This window comes from Streptomyces sp. NPDC001070 (assembly GCF_053598835.1).
On record NZ_JBSFLB010000002.1, the window covers coordinates 114438 to 131966 of the forward strand.

Genomic DNA, 17529 nt, shown 5'->3' on the forward strand with positions numbered 1-17529 from the left:
TCCCCCTACATCCGGAAGACGCCGAAGCCGGGCGCCTGCGGATCGCGTTGCGGAATGGGCGCGTTGGCGCACGCGGTCAGGGCCAGGCCGAGCACCTGGCGGGTCTGCAGCGGGTCGATGACCCCGTCGTCCCACAGCCGGGCGGTCGCGTAGTAGGCGCTGCCCTGCTCCTCGTACTGGGCGCGGATGGGGGCCTTGAAGCTCTCCTCGTCCTCCGCGGCCCAGGTGTCACCGGACGCCTCGATCTGGTCGCGCTTCACGGTGGCCAGCACGGAGGCCGCCTGCTCGCCGCCCATGACGGAGATCTTGGCGTTGGGCCACATCCACAGGAAGCGCGGCGAATAGGCGCGCCCGCACATCGAGTAGTTGCCCGCGCCGTAGGAGCCGCCGATGACCACGGTCAGCTTGGGCACCCGCGTCGTGGCGACGGCGGTGACCATCTTGGCGCCGTGCTTGGCGATCCCGCCGGCCTCGTACTGACGGCCCACCATGAAGCCGGAGATGTTCTGCAGGAAGAGCAGCGGGATGCCGCGCTGGTCGCACAGCTCGATGAAGTGCGCGCCCTTCTGCGCCGATTCGGAGAAGAGGATGCCGTTGTTGGCGACGATCCCCACCGGGTGGCCGTGGATGCGGGCGAAGCCGGTGACCAGCGTCGTGCCGTACTCGGACTTGAACTCCGCGAAACGGCTGCCGTCGACGATGCGGGCGATCACCTCGCGGACGTCGTAGGGGGTGCGGGAGTCGACCGGGACCGCGCCGTAGAGACCGGCGGGGTCGACGGCCGGCTCCTCGACGGGCCCCACCGGCCAGGGCAGTTCGCCGCGGGCGGGCAGGGTCGCCACGATGTTCCGCACGATGCGCAGCGCGTGGGCGTCGTCCTCGGCCAGGTGGTCGGTGACTCCGGAGACACGGGAGTGCACCTCGCCGCCGCCGAGCTCCTCCGCGGTGACGACCTCACCGGTGGCGGCCTTCACCAGCGGCGGGCCGCCGAGGAAGATCGTGCCCTGGCCGCGGACGATGACCGCCTCGTCGCTCATCGCCGGCACATAGGCGCCGCCCGCCGTGCAGGAGCCGAGGACGGCGGCGATCTGCGGGATGCCGCGCGCGGACATCGTGGCCTGGTTGAAGAAGATCCGGCCGAAGTGGTCGCGGTCGGGGAAGACCTCGTCCTGCCGGGGCAGGAAGGCGCCGCCGGAATCGACGAGGTAGACGCACGGCAGCCGGTTGTCCAGGGCGATCTCCTGGGCCCGCAGGTGCTTCTTGACGGTCATCGGGTAGTACGTGCCGCCCTTGACGGTGGCGTCGTTGGCGACGACCACGACCTCGCGGCCGGAGACCCGGCCGATCCCGGCGACCACGCCGGCGGCCGGCGCCTGGTCGTCGTACATCCCGTCGGCGGCCAGCGGGGCGAGCTCCAGGAAGGGGGACCCGGGGTCGAGCAGCCCGTCCACGCGGTCGCGGGGGAGCAGCTTGCCGCGCGCGGTGTGCCGGGCGCGGGCCTTCTCGCCGCCGCCCAGCGCGGCCGCGGCGAGCTTCTCGCGCAGCCGTGCGGACAGCTCGGCGTGCGCCTTCTCGTTGGCGCGGTAGGCCTCGCTCGCCGGATCCGCGGCGCTGGCGAGGACGGGTGCTTCCATGTCACGGGCCCCCGGAGGAGTTAGCGGTCGTTAACGTGTTGTCGACCACGTTAGCGGTCGTTAACACGGCTGTCTAGAATGGTAGGACGATGAGACAGCGGGGGGCATCCGCAGATCGGACGCTTCCCGGAAAGGTGCGGTGTGGAGCCCACGAGAACGGCGGCGAAGGCGGCCGGCGGAAGGCGCGACCAGATCCTGAGGGAGGCCGCGCGGCTCTTCGCCGAGCGCGGGTTCCACGGGGTCGGCGTGGACGAGATAGGGGCGGCCGTCGGCATCAGCGGCCCCGGGCTGTACCGGCACTTCGCGGGCAAGGACGCGATGCTCGCCGAGCTGCTGGTCGGGATCAGCGGCCGGCTGCACGCCGCGGGCCGCATGCGCGTGGCCGAGGCGGACGGCCCCGCCGACGCGCTGGACGCCCTGGTCCGCGGCCACATCGACTTCGCCCTGGACGATCGCGCGCTGATCATCCTCCACGACCGCGAGCTGGACCGGCTGCGCGACTCCGACCGCAAGCTCGTGCGCCAGTTGCAGCGCCAGTACCTCGAGCAGTGGGTCGCGGTCGTCCGCGAGGTCCACCCCGACGCCGCCGAGGCCGAGGTCCGTGCCGCCGTGCACGCCGTCTTCGGCCTGCTGAACTCCACCCCGCACCTCGGTCCGCACGGCGGGCTGCCCGGCCGCGCGGCGACCGCCGTGCTGCTGCACCGGCTGGCCCTGGGGGCCTTTGCCGCTCTGGACAGGTCGCACAACCGGGAAGTAACTTACTGAGCGCTTGCTTATCGCTCAGTGTGCAGAGGAGGCGCCAAGTGCGTCGCACGGTATTCAACGAGGACCACGAGGCCTTCCGGGAGACGATCCGGGACTTCATCGCCAACGAGGTCGTGCCCGTCTACCCCGAGTGGGAGGAGTCGGGCCACCCGCCCCGCGACTTCTACCGGCGCCTGGGCGAGCTGGGCATCTTCGGCATCGAGGTGCCCGAGGAGTACGGCGGCGCCGGCATCACGGGCTGGAAGTTCAGCGCGGTCGTGACCGAGGAGTGCGCCCGCGCCGGCGTCAGCTTCGGCAGCAGCGGCGTGCACACCGGCCTGGTGCTCCCGTACATCCTCGAGTTCGCCAACGAGGAGCAGAAGAAGCGCTGGCTCCCGGACTTCGTCAGCGGCGACATGATGACGGCCATCGCCATGACCGAGCCCGGCACCGGCTCGGACCTGGCCGGCATGACCACCAACGCGAAGCTCTCCGAGGACGGCACCCACTACGTCCTCAACGGCGCCAAGACCTTCATCACCGGCGGTGTCGTCGCCGACCGCGTGCTGGTCGTCTGCCGGACCTCGCCGGCCACCCCGGAGGACCGCCGCGGCGGCCTGTCGATCCTCGCGGTCGACACCACGAGCGAGGGCTACGCGGTCGGCCGCAAGCTGGAGAAGATCGGCCTGCGCACCTCCGACACCGCCGAGCTGTCCTTCACCGACGTCAAGGTCCCCGTCGAGGACCTGCTCGGCGAGGAGGGCAAGGCCTTCTCCTACCTCGCCCACAACCTGCCGGTCGAGCGCCTCGCGATCGCGGTGGGCTCCTACGCCCAGGCCGACGCCGCCGTCCGCTTCGCGACCCGGTACGTGCGCGACCGCAAGGTCTTCGGCAAGGCCGTCGCCGAGTTCCAGAACACCAAGTTCGTGCTCGCCGAGTGCGCCTCGGACGTGGACGCCATGCAGGCCGTCGTCGACCGCGCGCTCGAGGCGCACGAGCACGGCGACTTCACCGCCGCCGACGCCGCCCGCGCCAAGCTCTTCTGCACCGAGACCGCGGCCAAGGTCATCGACCGCTGCCTCCAGCTGCACGGCGGCTACGGCTACATGCTGGAGTACCCGATCGCCCGCCTGTACGCGGACAACCGCGTGCACCGCATCTACGGCGGCACCAGCGAGGTCATGAAGTCGATCATCGCCAAGTCGATGGGGCTGTGACCGAGCGGTCCGCCGAGCCCGAGAGAGCCACGTGACCAACCACGCACTCCAGTCCCTGCTCGATCTGCTCGACCTCGAGCAGATCGAGCAGGACATCTTCCGCGGCGCCAGCCGCCCCGCCGTCGTCCCCCGCGTCTTCGGGGGCCAGGTCGCCGCCCAGGCGCTGGTCGCGGCGGGGCGCACGGTCCCGGAAGGACGCGACGCCCACTCCCTGCACGCGTACTTCCTGCGCATGGGGGACCCGGGTGCGCCGATCGTCTACCAGGTGGACCGCATCCGCGACGGCCGCTCCTTCACCACCCGCCGGGTGGTCGCTGTGCAGCACGGGCAGCCGATCTTCCACCTGTCCGCCTCCTTCCAGACGTACGAGGAGGGGCTGGAGCACCAGGAACCGATGCCCGCCGCGCCGGACCCGGAGACCCTGCCCACGGGCGAGGAACTGCTGCGGCCGCACACGCACAGGTTCCCCGACCCCTCGGTCGTGGACCGCCTGCTGGAGGCCCGCGCCGCCGTCGACCTGCGCTATGCCGAGGCCCCGCCCTTCCTCGCCGCCGAGAACGGCCCGCGCGAGCCCCGCTCCCAGGTGTGGTTCCGCACCAACGGCAAGCTCGCCGACGACCCGCTGCTCCACGTCTGCCTCGCCACCTATGTGTCGGACATGACGCTGCTTGACTCCGTGCTGCTGGCCCACGGGCGCGGCGGCTGGGCGGTCGGCGACGTGGTGGGCGCCAGCCTGGACCACGCCATGTGGTTCCACCGTCCGTTCCGCGCCGACGAATGGCTGCTGTACGACCAGCAGAGCCCGTCCGCCTCCGGCGGCCGCGGGCTCGGCACCGCGCGCATCTACACCCAGGACGGGCGGCTCGCCGTCTCCGTCATCCAGGAGGGCGTGGTCCGCGTCCCGCGGGCCTGATTCACCCAGCGGCGCCCAGCGGCAGCGTCGCCCGCACCAGGAAGCCGCCGTCCGGTTCGGGACCCGCGTCCAGGGTGCCGCCCAGCGCCGCGGCGCGCTCCCGCAGCCCGGTGATGCCGTGACCGCCGGACGGCAGCGCCGGGCCGTGCACGCCGCCGCACGGCCCGTTCCGCACCGCGACATGCAGCGCGTCCGCGGCGAGCCGCACGCTGACCTCGGTCCGTGCGCCGGGCGCGTGCTTGCGCACGTTCGTCAGGGCCTCCTGCACGGTGCGGTACGCCGCGTGCTGCACCGGCGGCGGGCAGCCGCCCCCGTCGAGGGCGCGCAGATCACCGTGCACCTGCGGCCCGGCCGCGGCCAGCAGTGTGGGCAGCTCCGCGAGCCCCGGACCGGCGTCCTCGCCGTCGCTCACCGCCACCGGCATGCGCAGCAGCCCGACCATGTGGCGCAGCTCGTCCAGCGCGTCCCGGCTGAGCCGGCGCACGGCGCCGGCCGCCGCCTGTGCCTCGTCGCCCTGGGCGGTCACCTCCAGCGCGCCGGACTGCACGGCGATCAGGCTGATGTGGTGGGCCACGGTGTCGTGCATCTCCCGCGCGAGCCGGGTGCGCTCCCGCACCACGGCGCGCTCCGCGGCCATGCGCCGCTCCCGTTCCCGGCTCTCGGCGAGCTCGGCGAGGCGCGCCGCGAGTTCACGGCGTGACGCGGTGAGCATCCCCAGCGCCGTCGGGGCGACCGCCAGCAGCGCCGACAGCAGCACGGCGAGGACGGTCGCCGCGGGGGCCCAGTCCACCTCGCCGATCCACGGCCAGGGGAAGAACGACACAAAGGCGACGGCCGCCGCGCAGCCCAGCGTCACCACCGTGTGCGGCGCGAGCCGCCGCCCGCCCGGGCGCGGCGTCCGCCGCACCACCCGCCGGACGCGGGCCGCGGTCAGGGCGCCGCCGTCCGCTGCGACCGTGTAGAGCGCCGCCATGGGCGCCAGCCAGACGTAGCCCAGCGACAGGGCCGGCAGCGTCGCCAGGAGCACCGTCAGCGGCAGCCTGCGGCGGAAGGCCAGGGCGCCGGCGGCCGCATAGGCCGCCGTCAGCGCGAAGGGCCCGCCCAGGGAACGGGTCGCCCAGGCCTCGGTCGCCGCGACGGCGACCAGGCACCCGTCGACGGCGGCCCGGGGGAGTCTCATGCCGCGCTCTCCGGCACGAGCCCGGCCCGGTGCGCCGTGATCGCCAGCGACACCCGGTTCGGCGCGTCGAGCTTGCGCAGCAGCGCGCGGACGTGGTCCTTCACCGTGGCCACGGTGATGTGCAGCCGCTCGGCGATCTCCAGGTTCGACAGGCCCCCGGCCACCAGCAGCAGCACCTCGCGCTCGCGTCCGGTCAGCCGGCGGAGCGCCGTCCCGGCCGGGTCCGCCTCACGGGCGTCGGCCGTGCCCAGGTAGCCGTCGACCACGGCACGGCTGACGGTCGGGGTGAAGACCGTCCCGCCGGACGCGAGAACGCGTACGGCGTCGATGAGGGTGGCGACCGCGGTGTCCTTGAGCAGGAATCCGGTCGCGCCCGCGCGCATGGCGGCGGTGATGTGGGCGCTGGTGTCGAATCCGGTGAGCATCGCCACGGCGGGCGGGTCGGGCAGCGCCCGTACGGCCCGCAGCACGGTCAGCCCGTCGGGCTCCGGCATCACGGTGTCCAGCAGCACGAGGTCGGGCGCCTGCGCGCGGATGGCGGGGAGGGCCGCGCGGCTGTCGCAGTCCGTGACCACCTTGATGTCGCCGGCGGACTCCAGGATGCGCCGCAGGGCGGTCCTGACCAGTGCCTCGTCGTCGACGATTACTACCCGTATCACGCTCCCGCGCCTTTCTCCGTACGGCCCGGCACTCCACCCGAGGGTGGACTGCGATGTCCATCCCGGGGGTGATCCCCCGGCGGCGCCGGACCGGCAGAATCGACGGCGATCGTAACGAGCACACCGCCGGGTCGCATGTCCGGGCGGCCGTGCCCGCCGGTCGACGGGGGAACAACGGGGGCCAACGGGGGAAACGGGGGCCCACGGGGAACGGGGGTTCTCATGTCGCGGACCAAGGGCGGGGGCCGGTGCCCCGGCCTGTCGACATCGGGCCCCGGGACGCGGTCCAACGGCGGCCCGGGGCCCGGCGGGAGCAACCGGCCACGCCCCCTCGGGGCGTGGCCTTCCCGTCATGCGGGGCCGGTCAGGCCCGCCGCGTCCAGGAGGTAGGCCGTCATCGGGTCGTAGAACCTCGGGTCGGTGACGTGGTCGTCGAGCGGCACGGTCACCGAGACCGTCCCCTCCGCCTCGGCGAGGAAGAGCGCCGGGTCGTTGCAGTCCGCGAAGCCGATCGTGTCGATGCCGCGCTGCCCGGCGCATCCCGCCCAGCCGTGGTCGGCGACGACCAGGTCGGGCAGCGGCCGGTCGTGCGCGGCCAGGGCGTCGAGGACCGCCGCCATCGGCGCGGGGGAGTGGGTGTGCCACAGCGTCGCGCCGCGCTCCAGCATGGCCACGTCGCAGAACTGGAAGACGCCGCCCTCCTCGGTGGAGAGCCCGCCGGGGACCGTGACGATCTCGCACCCGGCGGCCCGCACGGCCGCGGCCAGGGTGCGGTGGACGTCCAGCAGGCCCCCGGGGTGGCCGGTGGCGAAGAGCACCCGCTGCCCGCCCTCCACGGCCTTGCAGAGCATCCGGGCCGCCCGTTCCAGGGCGCTGATCGTCAGCTCGGGATCGATGGTGTCCTGCCCGTAGCGGTGGCCGGGGTCGGCCACGACGCCGCACCGCTCGGCCATGACCGCCAGCACCGCCTCCTCGTCCGTCCAGCGGTCTTCGAGCTCCAGGCCGAACCAGTAGTGACGGTCGCCCCCGGCGAGTCTGCCGTAGTGGGAGCGGTTGTTCTCACGGGGAGTGGCGACGTCGCCCGCGATGCGCGTGCGTACGAGGTGGTCGGCGAGGGCCTGGCGGGACGGCACGGTGACGTGGGGCAGCATGCCCCCCATTGTCGCGTGCGGTCGGACGTGCGTGCGGGCGGCGACCGATCGACGCCGGTCCGTTACCTCCTGCCGGGGGCGTCAGAGGGCCTGCCCCGACGGGATTCCGCAGGATTCCGCGAGGGCCTACAGCCAGCGCAGCGCGAACCACAGCTCCATGCGCACGTCCGGGTCGTCCAGGTCCGCCTCCAGCAGCGCCGCCGCCCGCCCGATCCGCTGGCGCACGGTGTTGCGGTGCACCTCCAGGGCGACGGCCGTCCGGTCCCAGCTGCCGTGCAGGCCGATCCAGGTGCGCAGCGTCTCCACCAGGGCGGGCGAGTCCGCCACCGGCGCCAGCAGTTCCCCCGCCCTGGCCCGGGCGTCGTCCGGGGCGACCAGTCCGGTCATGCCGGGGCCCGCTCCGCGGTGGGTCACCAGCGGCACACGGGTGGCGATCGCCCGGCGCAGCGCGCCCGCCGCCTGACCGTCGCCGGTGACCAGCGCGGCCACCGCCACCGGGCCGCTCACCCCGAGGGTCCATCCCGGCCGGGCGGCGACCTCGCGCCCGGCCGGCAGCAGCAGGCGTACGACATCGTCGCCCCGTTCGAGGAGCGCGGTGCCCAGTGCCGTGCCGAGGGCGGCGGCCGCCAGCGGCTCGGCGGCACCGCCGCGCCTGCGGGCGTGGACGACCACCCACTGTGACTCCGGCCCCAGCAGCGCGGCGACCTCCTCCGGCCGCGCGCCCAGCAGCAGCCGCACCAGCGCCGCCGAACGGCCCGCCTCCGCGCTGCCCAGGTGCGGTCCGGTGAGCAGGGAGAGCAGGACGGCGGCGACATTGGCGATCGCGTGGTCGCCGGGATCGGGGCGGCCCGCGGCCAGCACGAGCGCCGGCCGCTCGCTCGGGGCCCCGCCCGCGAGGGCGTACGCCGACAGGCGCGCCCCGGCGTGCGTGTCGGTGGCCGACGAAGGCGCGTGCGCGTCCGGCGCCGGGCGGACGACCCGCGCGAGCCGGGCCGCCGCCGCCCGCGCCTCCGTGTCCGGGGCGGTGCCCGCCGCGTACACCTCGGAGCCGTCCGGCGCGATCAGCGCGGCCCACGCGCCCAGGCGCTGCGCCAGCCTGCGCAGTACCGCGGGCACGGGATCGGGGCGCGCGGCGGCCGAGGCGAGGGCCTGCTGGGCCTCGGTGACGTGCCGCAGCTCCCGGACCCGGGCCTCGCCCATGGCCTGCCAGACCGCCCGGGCGACGGCGGTGAAGGGCGTCCGCGGCGGCACCTCCACCAGCGGCAGCCCGTAGCGGTCGCAGGCGGCGATGAGCGCGCGCGGGGTCTCGTCGTGCACCGGGGCGAGGCCGAAACCGAGGGCCGCCGCCCCCGCCTCGGCGGTACGGGCCACATAGCGGTCCAGGTAGGCCCCGGCCCCCGCCGCCGACGCGAAGTGCACCCCGGCGGTGAGCAGCAGCTCCCCGCCGAGGAGATAGGGGAAGGGGTCCTCCATCTCGCTGGTGTGCACCCACTGGACGCGGATGTCCTCCTCGGCCGCCGACGGCCCGGCGACCTGGCGCAACCCCAGGTCGGGCAGGGCCAGCAGGGTGGCGAGCGGGATCGGCGGCGTCGGCGGCGCCAGGTCCTGACGTGGGGGCGTCATGTGCGTTCCCTCCATACGGACCGGTTCCAGTGGAGGAAACGTACACTTCAGCGCTCCTTCCCGGCCACCTATCGTCACCGCAGAGGAAAGACAGCGGCGTCGCCCGCGCAACCGATGGAGGAGGGCTCATGGCCGTCGACTACGCCGTGATCATCGGCTATCTGGCCGGCATGCTCGCCGTGGGCTGGTGGGGCATGCGCCGCGCCAAGTCCAAGAGCGAGTTCCTGGTCGCCGGCCGCCGGCTGGGCCCGTCGATGTACTCGGGCACCATGGCCGCCATCGTCCTCGGCGGCGCGTCCACCATCGGCGGTGTCGGCCTCGGGTACCAGTACGGCCTGTCGGGCGCCTGGATGGTCTTCACCATCGGCCTCGGCCTGCTGGCGCTGAGCATCTTCTTCTCGGCGCGCATCGCCCGCCTGAGGGTCTACACCGTCTCCGAGATGCTCGACCTGCGCTACGGCGGCTCGGCCGGCGTCATCTCCGGCGTCGTCATGTGGGCGTACACCCTGATGCTCGCGGTCACCTCCACCATCGCGTACGCGACGATCTTCGACGTCCTGTTCGGCCTGGACCGCACCCTGGCGATCATCCTGGGCGGCGCGGTCGTGGTCGCGTACTCCACGCTGGGCGGCATGTGGTCGATCACGCTCACCGACATGGTGCAGTTCGTGGTCAAGACCCTGGGTGTGCTGGTCCTGCTGCTGCCGATCGCGGTGGTCAAGGCGGGTGGCTTCGCGGAGATGAAGGAGCAGCTGCCGACCGAGTACTTCGCGCCCCTGGGCATCGGCGGCCAGACGATCTTCACCTATGTGCTGGTCTACACCTTCGGCATGCTCATCGGCCAGGACATCTGGCAGCGCGTGTTCACCGCCCGCAGCGACAGGATCGCCAAGCTCGGCGGCACCGTCGCCGGTGTCTACTGCCTGGTCTACGCGATCGCCGGCGCCGTCATCGGCACCGCCGCCAAGGTGCTCTACCCCAACCTGCCCGCGGCCGACGACGCCTTCGCCACCATCGTGAAGGACGCGCTGCCGGTGGGTGTGCGCGGCCTGGTGCTGGCCGCCGCGCTCTCCGCGGTGATGTCCACCTCGTCCGGCGCGCTGATCGCCTGTGCCACCGTCGCCAACAACGACATCTGGTCCCGGCTGCGCGGCGCGGTCGCCCGCAAGCGGGACGGCGGGGACGCGCACGACGAGGTGGCGGGAAACCGGGTCTTCATCCTGGTCATGGGCGTCGTGGTGATCGTCACCGCCATCGCGCTGAACAACGTCGTCGAGGCGCTGACCGTGGCGTACAACCTGCTGGTCGGCGGACTGCTGGTGCCGATCCTCGGCGGTCTGCTCTGGAAGCGCGGCACCGCCGCGGGCGCCCTGTCCTCGGTCGTCGTCGGCGGGGTGGCCGTCGTCGGTCTGATGGCCTGGAAGGGCATCCTGGCCAACGAGCCGGTCTACTACGGCCTGCTGGCCTCCCTCGTCGCCTATGTCGCGGTGAGCCTCGCCACCAAGCCGACCGACGCCGCCGTCCTGGCGGCCTGGCGCGAGCGGCTGGCCGGACGGACCCCCGTCCCGGCCGCCGAGCAGACCGTTCCGGTCGGATAAAGTCACAAAGCGAGCAGAGCGCAACGAAGCGTACGAAAGAAGGCAGTCACCCATGAGCAGCACCGAGCCGCGCGGCCCCGTCGACTCCTCCCGCACCCCGCGTTACGCCGGTCCCGCCACGTTCGCGCGACTTCCGCGCCTCGACGAGGTCGGCACCACCGACGTCGCCGTGGTCGGCGTGCCCTTCGACGCCGGAGTGTCCTACCGCCCCGGCGCCCGCTTCGGCGGCAACGCGATCCGCGAGGCCTCCCGTCTGCTGCGCCCGTACAACCCCGCGCAGGACGCCTCGCCCTTCGCGCTCGCCCAGGTCGCGGACGCCGGCGACATCGCCGCCAACCCGTTCAACATCAACGAGGCCGTCGAGACCATCCAGGCCGCCGCCGACGACCTGCTCGACACCGGTGCCCGGCTGATGACCCTCGGTGGCGACCACACCATCTCGCTGCCCCTGCTGCGCGCCATGGCCCGCAAGCACGGCCCGGTCGCGCTCCTCCACTTCGACGCCCACCTCGACACCTGGGACACCTACTTCGGCGCCGAGTACACCCACGGCACCCCGTTCCGCCGGGCCGTCGAGGAGGGCGTCCTCGACACCTCCGCGCTCTCCCACGTCGGCACCCGCGGCCCGCTGTACGGCAAGCAGGACCTCACCGACGACGAGAAGATGGGCTTCGGCATCGTCACCTCCGCCGACGTCTACCGGCGCGGCGCCGACGAGGTCGCCCAGCAGCTGCGCGAGCGCATCGGTGACCGCCCGCTGTACATCTCCATCGACATCGACGTGCTCGACCCGGCCCACGCCCCCGGCACCGGCACCCCCGAGGCCGGCGGCATCACCTCCCGCGAGCTGCTGGAGATCCTGCGCGGCCTGGCCTCCTGCAACCTGATCTCCGCCGACGTCGTCGAGGTCGCCCCGGCCTACGACCACGCCGAGATCACCAGCGTCGCGGCCTCCCACACCGCGTACGAGCTCACCACGATCATGACCCGGCAGATCGCGGCGGGCCGCGCATGAGCGAGCGCAGCGGCGGCGACCTGGTCGTCGAGTCCCTTACGGCGCTCGGTGCCACGACCGTCTTCGGCCTGCCCGGGCAGCACGCGCTCGGCGCCTTCGACGCCCTGCGGCGCTCGAAGCTGGAGTACGTGGGCCTGCGCGTGGAGAACAACGCGGGCTTCGCCGCCGACGCGTACGCCCGGGTCACCGGCGGCGCCGCCCCGCTGCTGGTCTCCACCGGCCCCGGCGCGCTGATGACGCTCGCCGCGCTCCAGGAGTCGGCCGCGGCCTCCGCGCCGGTCGTGGCCATCGGCAGCCAGGTGCCGGTCGCCGGGCTCGGCGGCGGCCGCCACGGCTACCTGCACGAACTCGCCGACCAGAAGGCGTCGTTCCGCGACATCGTCAAATCCGTGCACACCGTGCGCACCGCCTCCCAGATCCCCTCGGCCATCGCCGCGGCCTGGGAGTCGGCGCTGACCGCGCCCTACGGCCCGGTCTGGGTGGAGATCCCGCAGGACGTGCTGCTCGCCCCCGTCACCGTCCCGCCGGTCGGCGAGCTGGCCGCCGAGCCCCGGCCGCTGCGCCCCCGGGCGGAGCTGATCGCCGAAGCGGCGGCGCTGCTGTCCCGCGCCGAGCGGCCGGTCGTGCTGGCCGGCGGCGGGGTCGTGCGGTCCGGGGCGGAGGGCGAACTGCGCGCCCTCGCCGAGCGGCTCGACGCCCCGGTGGCCTGCACCTTCGGCGGCAAGGGCGGCTTCCCCTGGGAGCACCCGCTGTCGCTGCGGACCTGGCTGGAGGACCGGCACACCACCGATTTCCTGGAGGACGCCGACGTCCTGCTGGTCGTCGGCTCCGGCCTGGGCGAACTGTCCTCGAACTACCACACGTTCCGCCCGCGCGGCCGGGTGATCCAGATCGAGGCCGACCTGGGCAAGCTGGAGTCCAACCACCCGGCGCTCGGCATCCACGCCGACGCCCGGCTCGCCCTCGGCGCGCTGGCCGAGGCCGTCCACGAGCGCCACGACGCGGGCGCGCCGGAGGCCGTCGCCGCGCTGCTGGGGCGGGTCCGGGAGCGCATCGACGGCCAGGACCTCGACCTGGAGCAGCGCGTCCTCGCCGCCGTGCGGGACGCCCTGCCCGAGGACGCCCCCAGCTTCTGGGACATGACGATCCTCGCCTACTGGGCCTGGTCCGCCTGGCCCGGCCCGATGCACTCCGCCCAGGGCGCCGGTGGCCTCGGCTACGGCTACCCCGCCGCGCTCGGTGCGGCCGCCGCCGACCGCGCGCGGCCCGTGCTGGCGGTGTCGGGCGACGGCGGCGCGATGTACTCGATCGCGGAGCTCGCCACGGCCCGGCAGTACGACCTGCCCGTCACCTGGCTGATCGTCGACGACGGCGGCTACGGCATTTTGCGCGAGTACATGACCGACGCCTTCGGCGAGGCCACCGCGACCGAGCTCTCCAGGCCGGATTTCGTCGCTCTCGCCGAGTCCTTCGGCGTCCCGGCGGTGCGTACGAGCCCCGAGCGGCTCCGCGACGACCTCGCGGCCGCCCTCGCGGCGCCCGGCCCGTCGGTGGTCGTCCTCCCCGCGCTGCTGCGGATGTTCGCACCGACGCACCTGTAGTCCCCGGGCCCGGCTTCGCACACCCGGTCCCGGAGCGGGGCCGGGTGCGGCGCGCCGGGACCGATTAGTTCCGGCCACGGGCGAAACGTTTCGGCGTGTACGGTCCCAGGTCTTCCGCCCGAGGGCTGTCGGACCCTCGACGTAGTTTTGTTGCGGGAGGATGAAATCCGCACACCAGGGCGTTGTGATCCTCCGGTGCAGGAGCGGAGACGGGAGGAAATCGGGTGGCGGCGAAGGACGAGGAGGAGAGGGCCCTGACGGCCGGACCCGGCCAGGGCTGGCTGCGGCGGCTGTTCGGGTACTGCCGGCGGTATCGGGGCAACGTCCTGCTCGCGCTCGGCTCCTCGCTCGCGGGCATGGCCGTGCTCGCCCTCGTGCCGCTCGTGCCCAAGCTGATCATCGACGACGTGATCGTGAAGCACGACAAGCCGCTCGCCCCCTGGGCGGTCGTACTGGTCGCCGCCGCCGTCGCGGTGTACCTGCTGACGTATCTGCGGCGCTTCTACGGCGGCAGGCTCGCCCTCGACGTCCAGCACGATCTGCGCACGGACATGTTCCACTCGCTCACCCGGCTGGACGGCGCCCGCCAGGACGAACTCAACACCGGCCAGGTCGTCGGCCGCGCCACCAGTGACCTGCAGCTCATCCAGGGCCTGCTCTTCATGGCGCCCATGATGATCGGCAACGTCCTGCTGTTCGTCATGTCGCTCGTCGTGATGTTCGTGCTGTCACCGATGCTGACCGTGATCGCCCTGGCCGTCGCACCCGCCCTGTGGTTCCTGGCCGACCGCAGCCGCAAGAAGCTCTTCCCCGCCACCTGGTACGCGCAGGGCCAGGCCGCCGCCGTCGCCGGGATCGTGGACGGCTCCGTGACGGGCGTCCGCGTGGTGAAGGGCTTCGGCCAGGAGCAGCAGGAGATGTCCAAGCTGCGCACGGTCAGCGAGCGGCTCTTCGCCGGACGGCTGCGCACGATCCGGCTCAACGCGCGCTACAGCCCCGCTCTGCAGGCCGTGCCCTCCCTCGGGCAGGTCGGCATGCTGGCGCTCGGCGGCTGGATGGCCGTGCGGGGCCAGATCACCCTGGGCACCTTCGTCGCGTTCTCCACCTACCTCGCGCAGCTCACCGGCCCGGTGCGGATGCTCACGATGATGCTCACCGTCGGCCAGCAGGCCAGGGCCGGCGTCGAGCGGGTCACGGAGCTCATCGACACCCGGCCCAGCCTGGAGGAGGGCACCGGGGAGCTGCCGCGCGAGGCCGCGGCCACCGTCGAGTTCGACCACGTCAGCTTCGGCTACGACCGCACCCGCCCGGTCCTGGACGACTTCTCGCTCAGCGTCGCGCCCGGCGAGACCGTCGCCGTCGTCGGCGCCTCCGGCAGCGGCAAGTCGACCGTCTCGCTGCTGCTGCCGCGCTTCTACGACGTGACCGGCGGCGCGGTCCGCGTCGGCGGCCGCGATGTGCGCGACCTGACCTTCGACTCCCTGCGCGACGCGATAGGGCTCGTGCCCGAGGACAGCTTCCTGTTCTCCGACACCGTCCGCGCCAACATCGCCTACGGCCACCCCGACGCCACCGACGAGCAGATCCTCACCGCGACCCGGCACGCCCAGGCCCACGGGTTCATCAGCGCCCTGCCCGAGGGCTACGACACCGTCGTCGGCGAGCAGGGACTGACCCTCTCCGGCGGCCAGCGCCAGCGCGTCGCCCTGGCCCGGGCCATCCTCACCGACCCCCGGCTGCTCATCCTCGACGACGCCACCTCCGCCGTCGACGCCCGAGTCGAGGCCGAGATCCACGACGCGCTGCGCGAGGTCATGGCGGGCCGCACGACCCTGCTCATCGCCCACCGGCGCTCCACCCTCGCCCTCGCCGACCGGATCGCCGTGCTGGAGGCCGGCCGCCTGGTCGACGTGGGCACCCACGAGGAGCTGGAGGCCCGCTGCCCGCTGTACCGGCGGCTGCTCACCGACCCCGACGAGCTCGGCTCCGACGTCGTCACGCACGATCCCGCGGGCGAGGTCATGGCCCTCACCCAGTGGCCGGGGGAGGGCGCGGTCGTCGCCCCGGTCCAGCACCCCGCCCCCGTGGCGCCCCCGGCGGGCGAGGTGACCCCGTCCCTGTGGCCGGAGGACCGCCGGCACCGGGACGAGAACACCGGGCGGACCCAGGCGGCGTCCTCCGCGGCCGCCGCGCGCGGCGGCCCGGGCAGCATGGCCTCCGCCATGGCCGGCATGCCGGCCACTCCCGAACTGCTCGCCCAGGTGGCGGCGCTGCCGCCGGCCGCGGACACCCCGGACGTCGACGAGAGCGGTGCCGCGTCCGTCGAGAAGGACTTCGGCCTGCGCAGTCTGCTGCGCGGTTTCCGCGGTCCGCTGCTGTTCAGCCTGCTGCTCGTCGCCGTGGACGCGATCGCCGGGCTGCTGCTGCCGGTCCTGATCCGGCACGGCATCGACGCCGGTGTGCGGCAGGCCGCGCTCGGCGCCGTCTGGACGGCCTCGCTGCTGGGCCTCGCCGTCGTCGCCGCGCAGTGGGTCGCGCAGTGGGGTTCCACCCGCCTCACCGGCCGCACCGGCGAGCGGGTGCTCTACACGCTCCGCGTGAAGATCTTCTCCCACCTGCACCGGCTCGGGCTCGACTACTACGAGCGCGAGCTGAGCGGCCGCATCATGACCCGGATGACCACCGATGTCGACGCGTTGTCGACGTTCCTGCAGACCGGCCTGGTCACCGCCCTGGTCAGTGTGCTCACCTTCCTCGGCATCCTGGTCGCGCTGATCGCGATCGACATCCAGCTGGCCCTGATCGTCTTCGCCACCCTGCCGGTGCTCTTCGTCGCCACGTGGGTGTTCCGCCGCAAGTCCGTCAAGGCGTACGAGCTGGCCCGTGAGCGGGTCAGCGTCGTCAACGCGGATCTGCAGGAGCACGTCGCCGGGCTCCGCGTCGTGCAGGCCTTCCGGGGCGAGCGCGGCGGTGCCGAGCGCTTCGCCGACCGCAGTGACGCCTACCGGCAGGCGCGGGTGCGCGGCCAGTGGCTGATCTCGGTCTACTTCCCGTTCGTGCAGCTGCTGTCCAGCGTCGCCGCCGCGCTGGTGCTGATCGTGGGCGCCCACCGGGTCGGCTCGGGCACGCTCACCGCCGGCGCCCTGGTGGCGTATCTGCTCTACATCGACCTGTTCTTCTCGCCCGTGCAGCAGCTCTCCCAGGTCTTCGACGGCTACCAGCAGGCGTCGGTGTCCCTGGGCCGGATCCGCGAGCTGCTGCGCACCCCGACCGCGACCCCGTCCGCCGAGTCCCCGCGCGAGGTCGGCCGGCTCCGCGGCGAGATCGACTTCCGCGACGTCCACTTCAGCTACACCGAGGACGCCGCCGAGGCGCTCTCCGGCATCGACCTGCGGATTCCGGCGGGCCAGACGGTGGCCTTCGTCGGCGAGACCGGCGCGGGCAAGTCGACCCTGGTCAAGATGGTCGCCCGGTTCTACGACCCGACCTCGGGCGCGGTCCTCGTCGACGGCCGGGACATCCGCGAGCTCGATCTGACCGGCTACCGGCAGCGGCTGGGCGTCGTCCCGCAGGAGGCCCACCTCTTCGAGGGGACGATCCGCGACGCCATCGCCTACGGGCGGATGGACGCGACCGACGCCGAGGTGGAGGCCGCCGCACGGGCGGTCGGCGCACACGAGATGATCGCCACGCTGGACGGCGGCTATCTGCACGCCGTCTCCGAGCGCGGGCGCAACCTCTCCGCCGGCCAGCGGCAGCTGATCGCCCTGGCCCGCGCCGAGCTGGTCGACCCGGACGTCCTCCTGCTCGACGAGGCGACGGCAGCCCTGGACCTGGCCACGGAGGCCCTGGTCAACCAGGCCGCCGACCGGCTCGCCGTGCGCCGCACCACCCTGGTCGTCGCCCACCGGCTGACCACCGCCGCCCGCGCCGACCGGGTCGTCGTCCTCGACCACGGCCGGATCGTCGAGGACGGCACGCACGAGCAACTGCTGGCGGCCGACGGCCCATACGCCCAGCTGTGGCGCACCTTCGTCGGCGAGGACGAGAGCAGCGAGGCCGTGGCCTGACCTCCGCCGGCGGCCCCGGCCGCCGGCCCCACCCGACCGCCCCGGCGGCCCGGACCCCATGGGCCCGGGCCGCCGCCCTGTGCCCAACGCCCCCTGGCGGCACATGACTTCCTCCTCATAGGTT

12 protein-coding genes are annotated in these 17529 nt (G+C 73.6%); 7 read left to right on the plus strand and 5 right to left on the minus strand.

Translation table 11 applies throughout. The features are described from left to right. Nucleotides 1-5: 5 nt before the first annotated feature. Entirely contained in the window at nucleotides 6-1634 is a 1629-nt protein-coding gene (locus tag ACWDAS_RS02840; RefSeq protein WP_450386816.1) for a carboxyl transferase domain-containing protein, read from the minus strand. A gap of 141 nt (nucleotides 1635-1775) precedes the next feature. Between ACWDAS_RS02840 and ACWDAS_RS02845 the strand changes: the two genes are divergently transcribed. The 3 genes from ACWDAS_RS02845 to ACWDAS_RS02855 are packed head-to-tail and all read left to right on the plus strand — an operon-like array spanning nucleotide 1776 to nucleotide 4508. After that, nucleotides 1776-2399 (plus strand): SACE_7040 family transcriptional regulator, encoded by a 624-nt coding sequence (locus ACWDAS_RS02845; RefSeq protein WP_450386818.1) that lies wholly within the window; start codon nucleotides 1776-1778, stop codon nucleotides 2397-2399. Nucleotides 2400-2437: 38 nt separating this feature from the next. Then, nucleotides 2438-3595: an acyl-CoA dehydrogenase family protein gene (locus ACWDAS_RS02850; RefSeq protein ID WP_450386820.1), complete on the plus strand. Its 1158-nt coding sequence runs from the start codon at nucleotides 2438-2440 to the stop codon at nucleotides 3593-3595. Between the two features lie 31 nt (nucleotides 3596-3626). Next, nucleotides 3627-4508 carry an acyl-CoA thioesterase gene (locus tag ACWDAS_RS02855; RefSeq protein ID WP_450386823.1) on the plus strand — a complete coding sequence of 294 codons (882 nt, stop codon included), beginning with the start codon at nucleotides 3627-3629 and terminating at the stop codon, nucleotides 4506-4508. A gap of 1 nt (nucleotide 4509) precedes the next feature. On the opposite strand, the gene ACWDAS_RS02860 is transcribed toward ACWDAS_RS02855, so the two are convergent. The 4 genes from ACWDAS_RS02860 to ACWDAS_RS02875 all read right to left on the minus strand — a co-directional run bounded on the left by ACWDAS_RS02860 (nucleotide 4510) and on the right by ACWDAS_RS02875 (nucleotide 9121). Then, entirely contained in the window at nucleotides 4510-5688 is a 1179-nt protein-coding gene (locus ACWDAS_RS02860) for a sensor histidine kinase (RefSeq protein ID WP_450386825.1), read from the minus strand. Further along, nucleotides 5685-6347, minus strand: a complete 663-nt coding sequence (locus tag ACWDAS_RS02865) for a response regulator transcription factor (RefSeq protein ID WP_450386827.1) — start codon at nucleotides 6345-6347, stop codon at nucleotides 5685-5687. The genes ACWDAS_RS02860 and ACWDAS_RS02865 overlap by 4 nt, the downstream gene beginning before the upstream one ends. A gap of 350 nt (nucleotides 6348-6697) precedes the next feature. Continuing rightward, nucleotides 6698-7507 (minus strand): phosphatase, encoded by an 810-nt coding sequence (locus ACWDAS_RS02870; protein ID WP_450386829.1) that lies wholly within the window; start codon nucleotides 7505-7507, stop codon nucleotides 6698-6700. A 117-nt stretch (nucleotides 7508-7624) separates the two neighbouring features. Next, complete coding sequence (locus ACWDAS_RS02875) at nucleotides 7625-9121, minus strand: PucR family transcriptional regulator (protein ID WP_450386832.1); 1497 nt, start codon at nucleotides 9119-9121, stop codon at nucleotides 7625-7627. Between the two features lie 128 nt (nucleotides 9122-9249). Here ACWDAS_RS02875 and ACWDAS_RS02880 point away from each other — a divergent pair, with 128 nt between their 5' ends. From ACWDAS_RS02880 to ACWDAS_RS02895, 4 genes are all read left to right on the plus strand, one after another. Continuing rightward, a complete protein-coding gene (locus ACWDAS_RS02880) occupies nucleotides 9250-10719 on the plus strand; it encodes a sodium:solute symporter (protein ID WP_450386834.1) in 1470 nt (489 codons plus the stop codon). Between the two features lie 52 nt (nucleotides 10720-10771). Continuing rightward, nucleotides 10772-11734: an agmatinase gene (gene speB, locus ACWDAS_RS02885; protein WP_450386836.1), complete on the plus strand. Its 963-nt coding sequence runs from the start codon at nucleotides 10772-10774 to the stop codon at nucleotides 11732-11734. After that, nucleotides 11731-13335, plus strand: coding sequence for a thiamine pyrophosphate-binding protein (locus tag ACWDAS_RS02890; protein WP_450386838.1), 1605 nt, complete (start codon nucleotides 11731-11733; stop codon nucleotides 13333-13335). The genes speB and ACWDAS_RS02890 overlap by 4 nt, the downstream gene beginning before the upstream one ends. A gap of 224 nt (nucleotides 13336-13559) precedes the next feature. Continuing rightward, complete coding sequence (locus tag ACWDAS_RS02895; protein WP_450386840.1) at nucleotides 13560-17405, plus strand: ABC transporter ATP-binding protein; 3846 nt, start codon at nucleotides 13560-13562, stop codon at nucleotides 17403-17405. Nucleotides 17406-17529 lie beyond the last annotated feature (124 nt).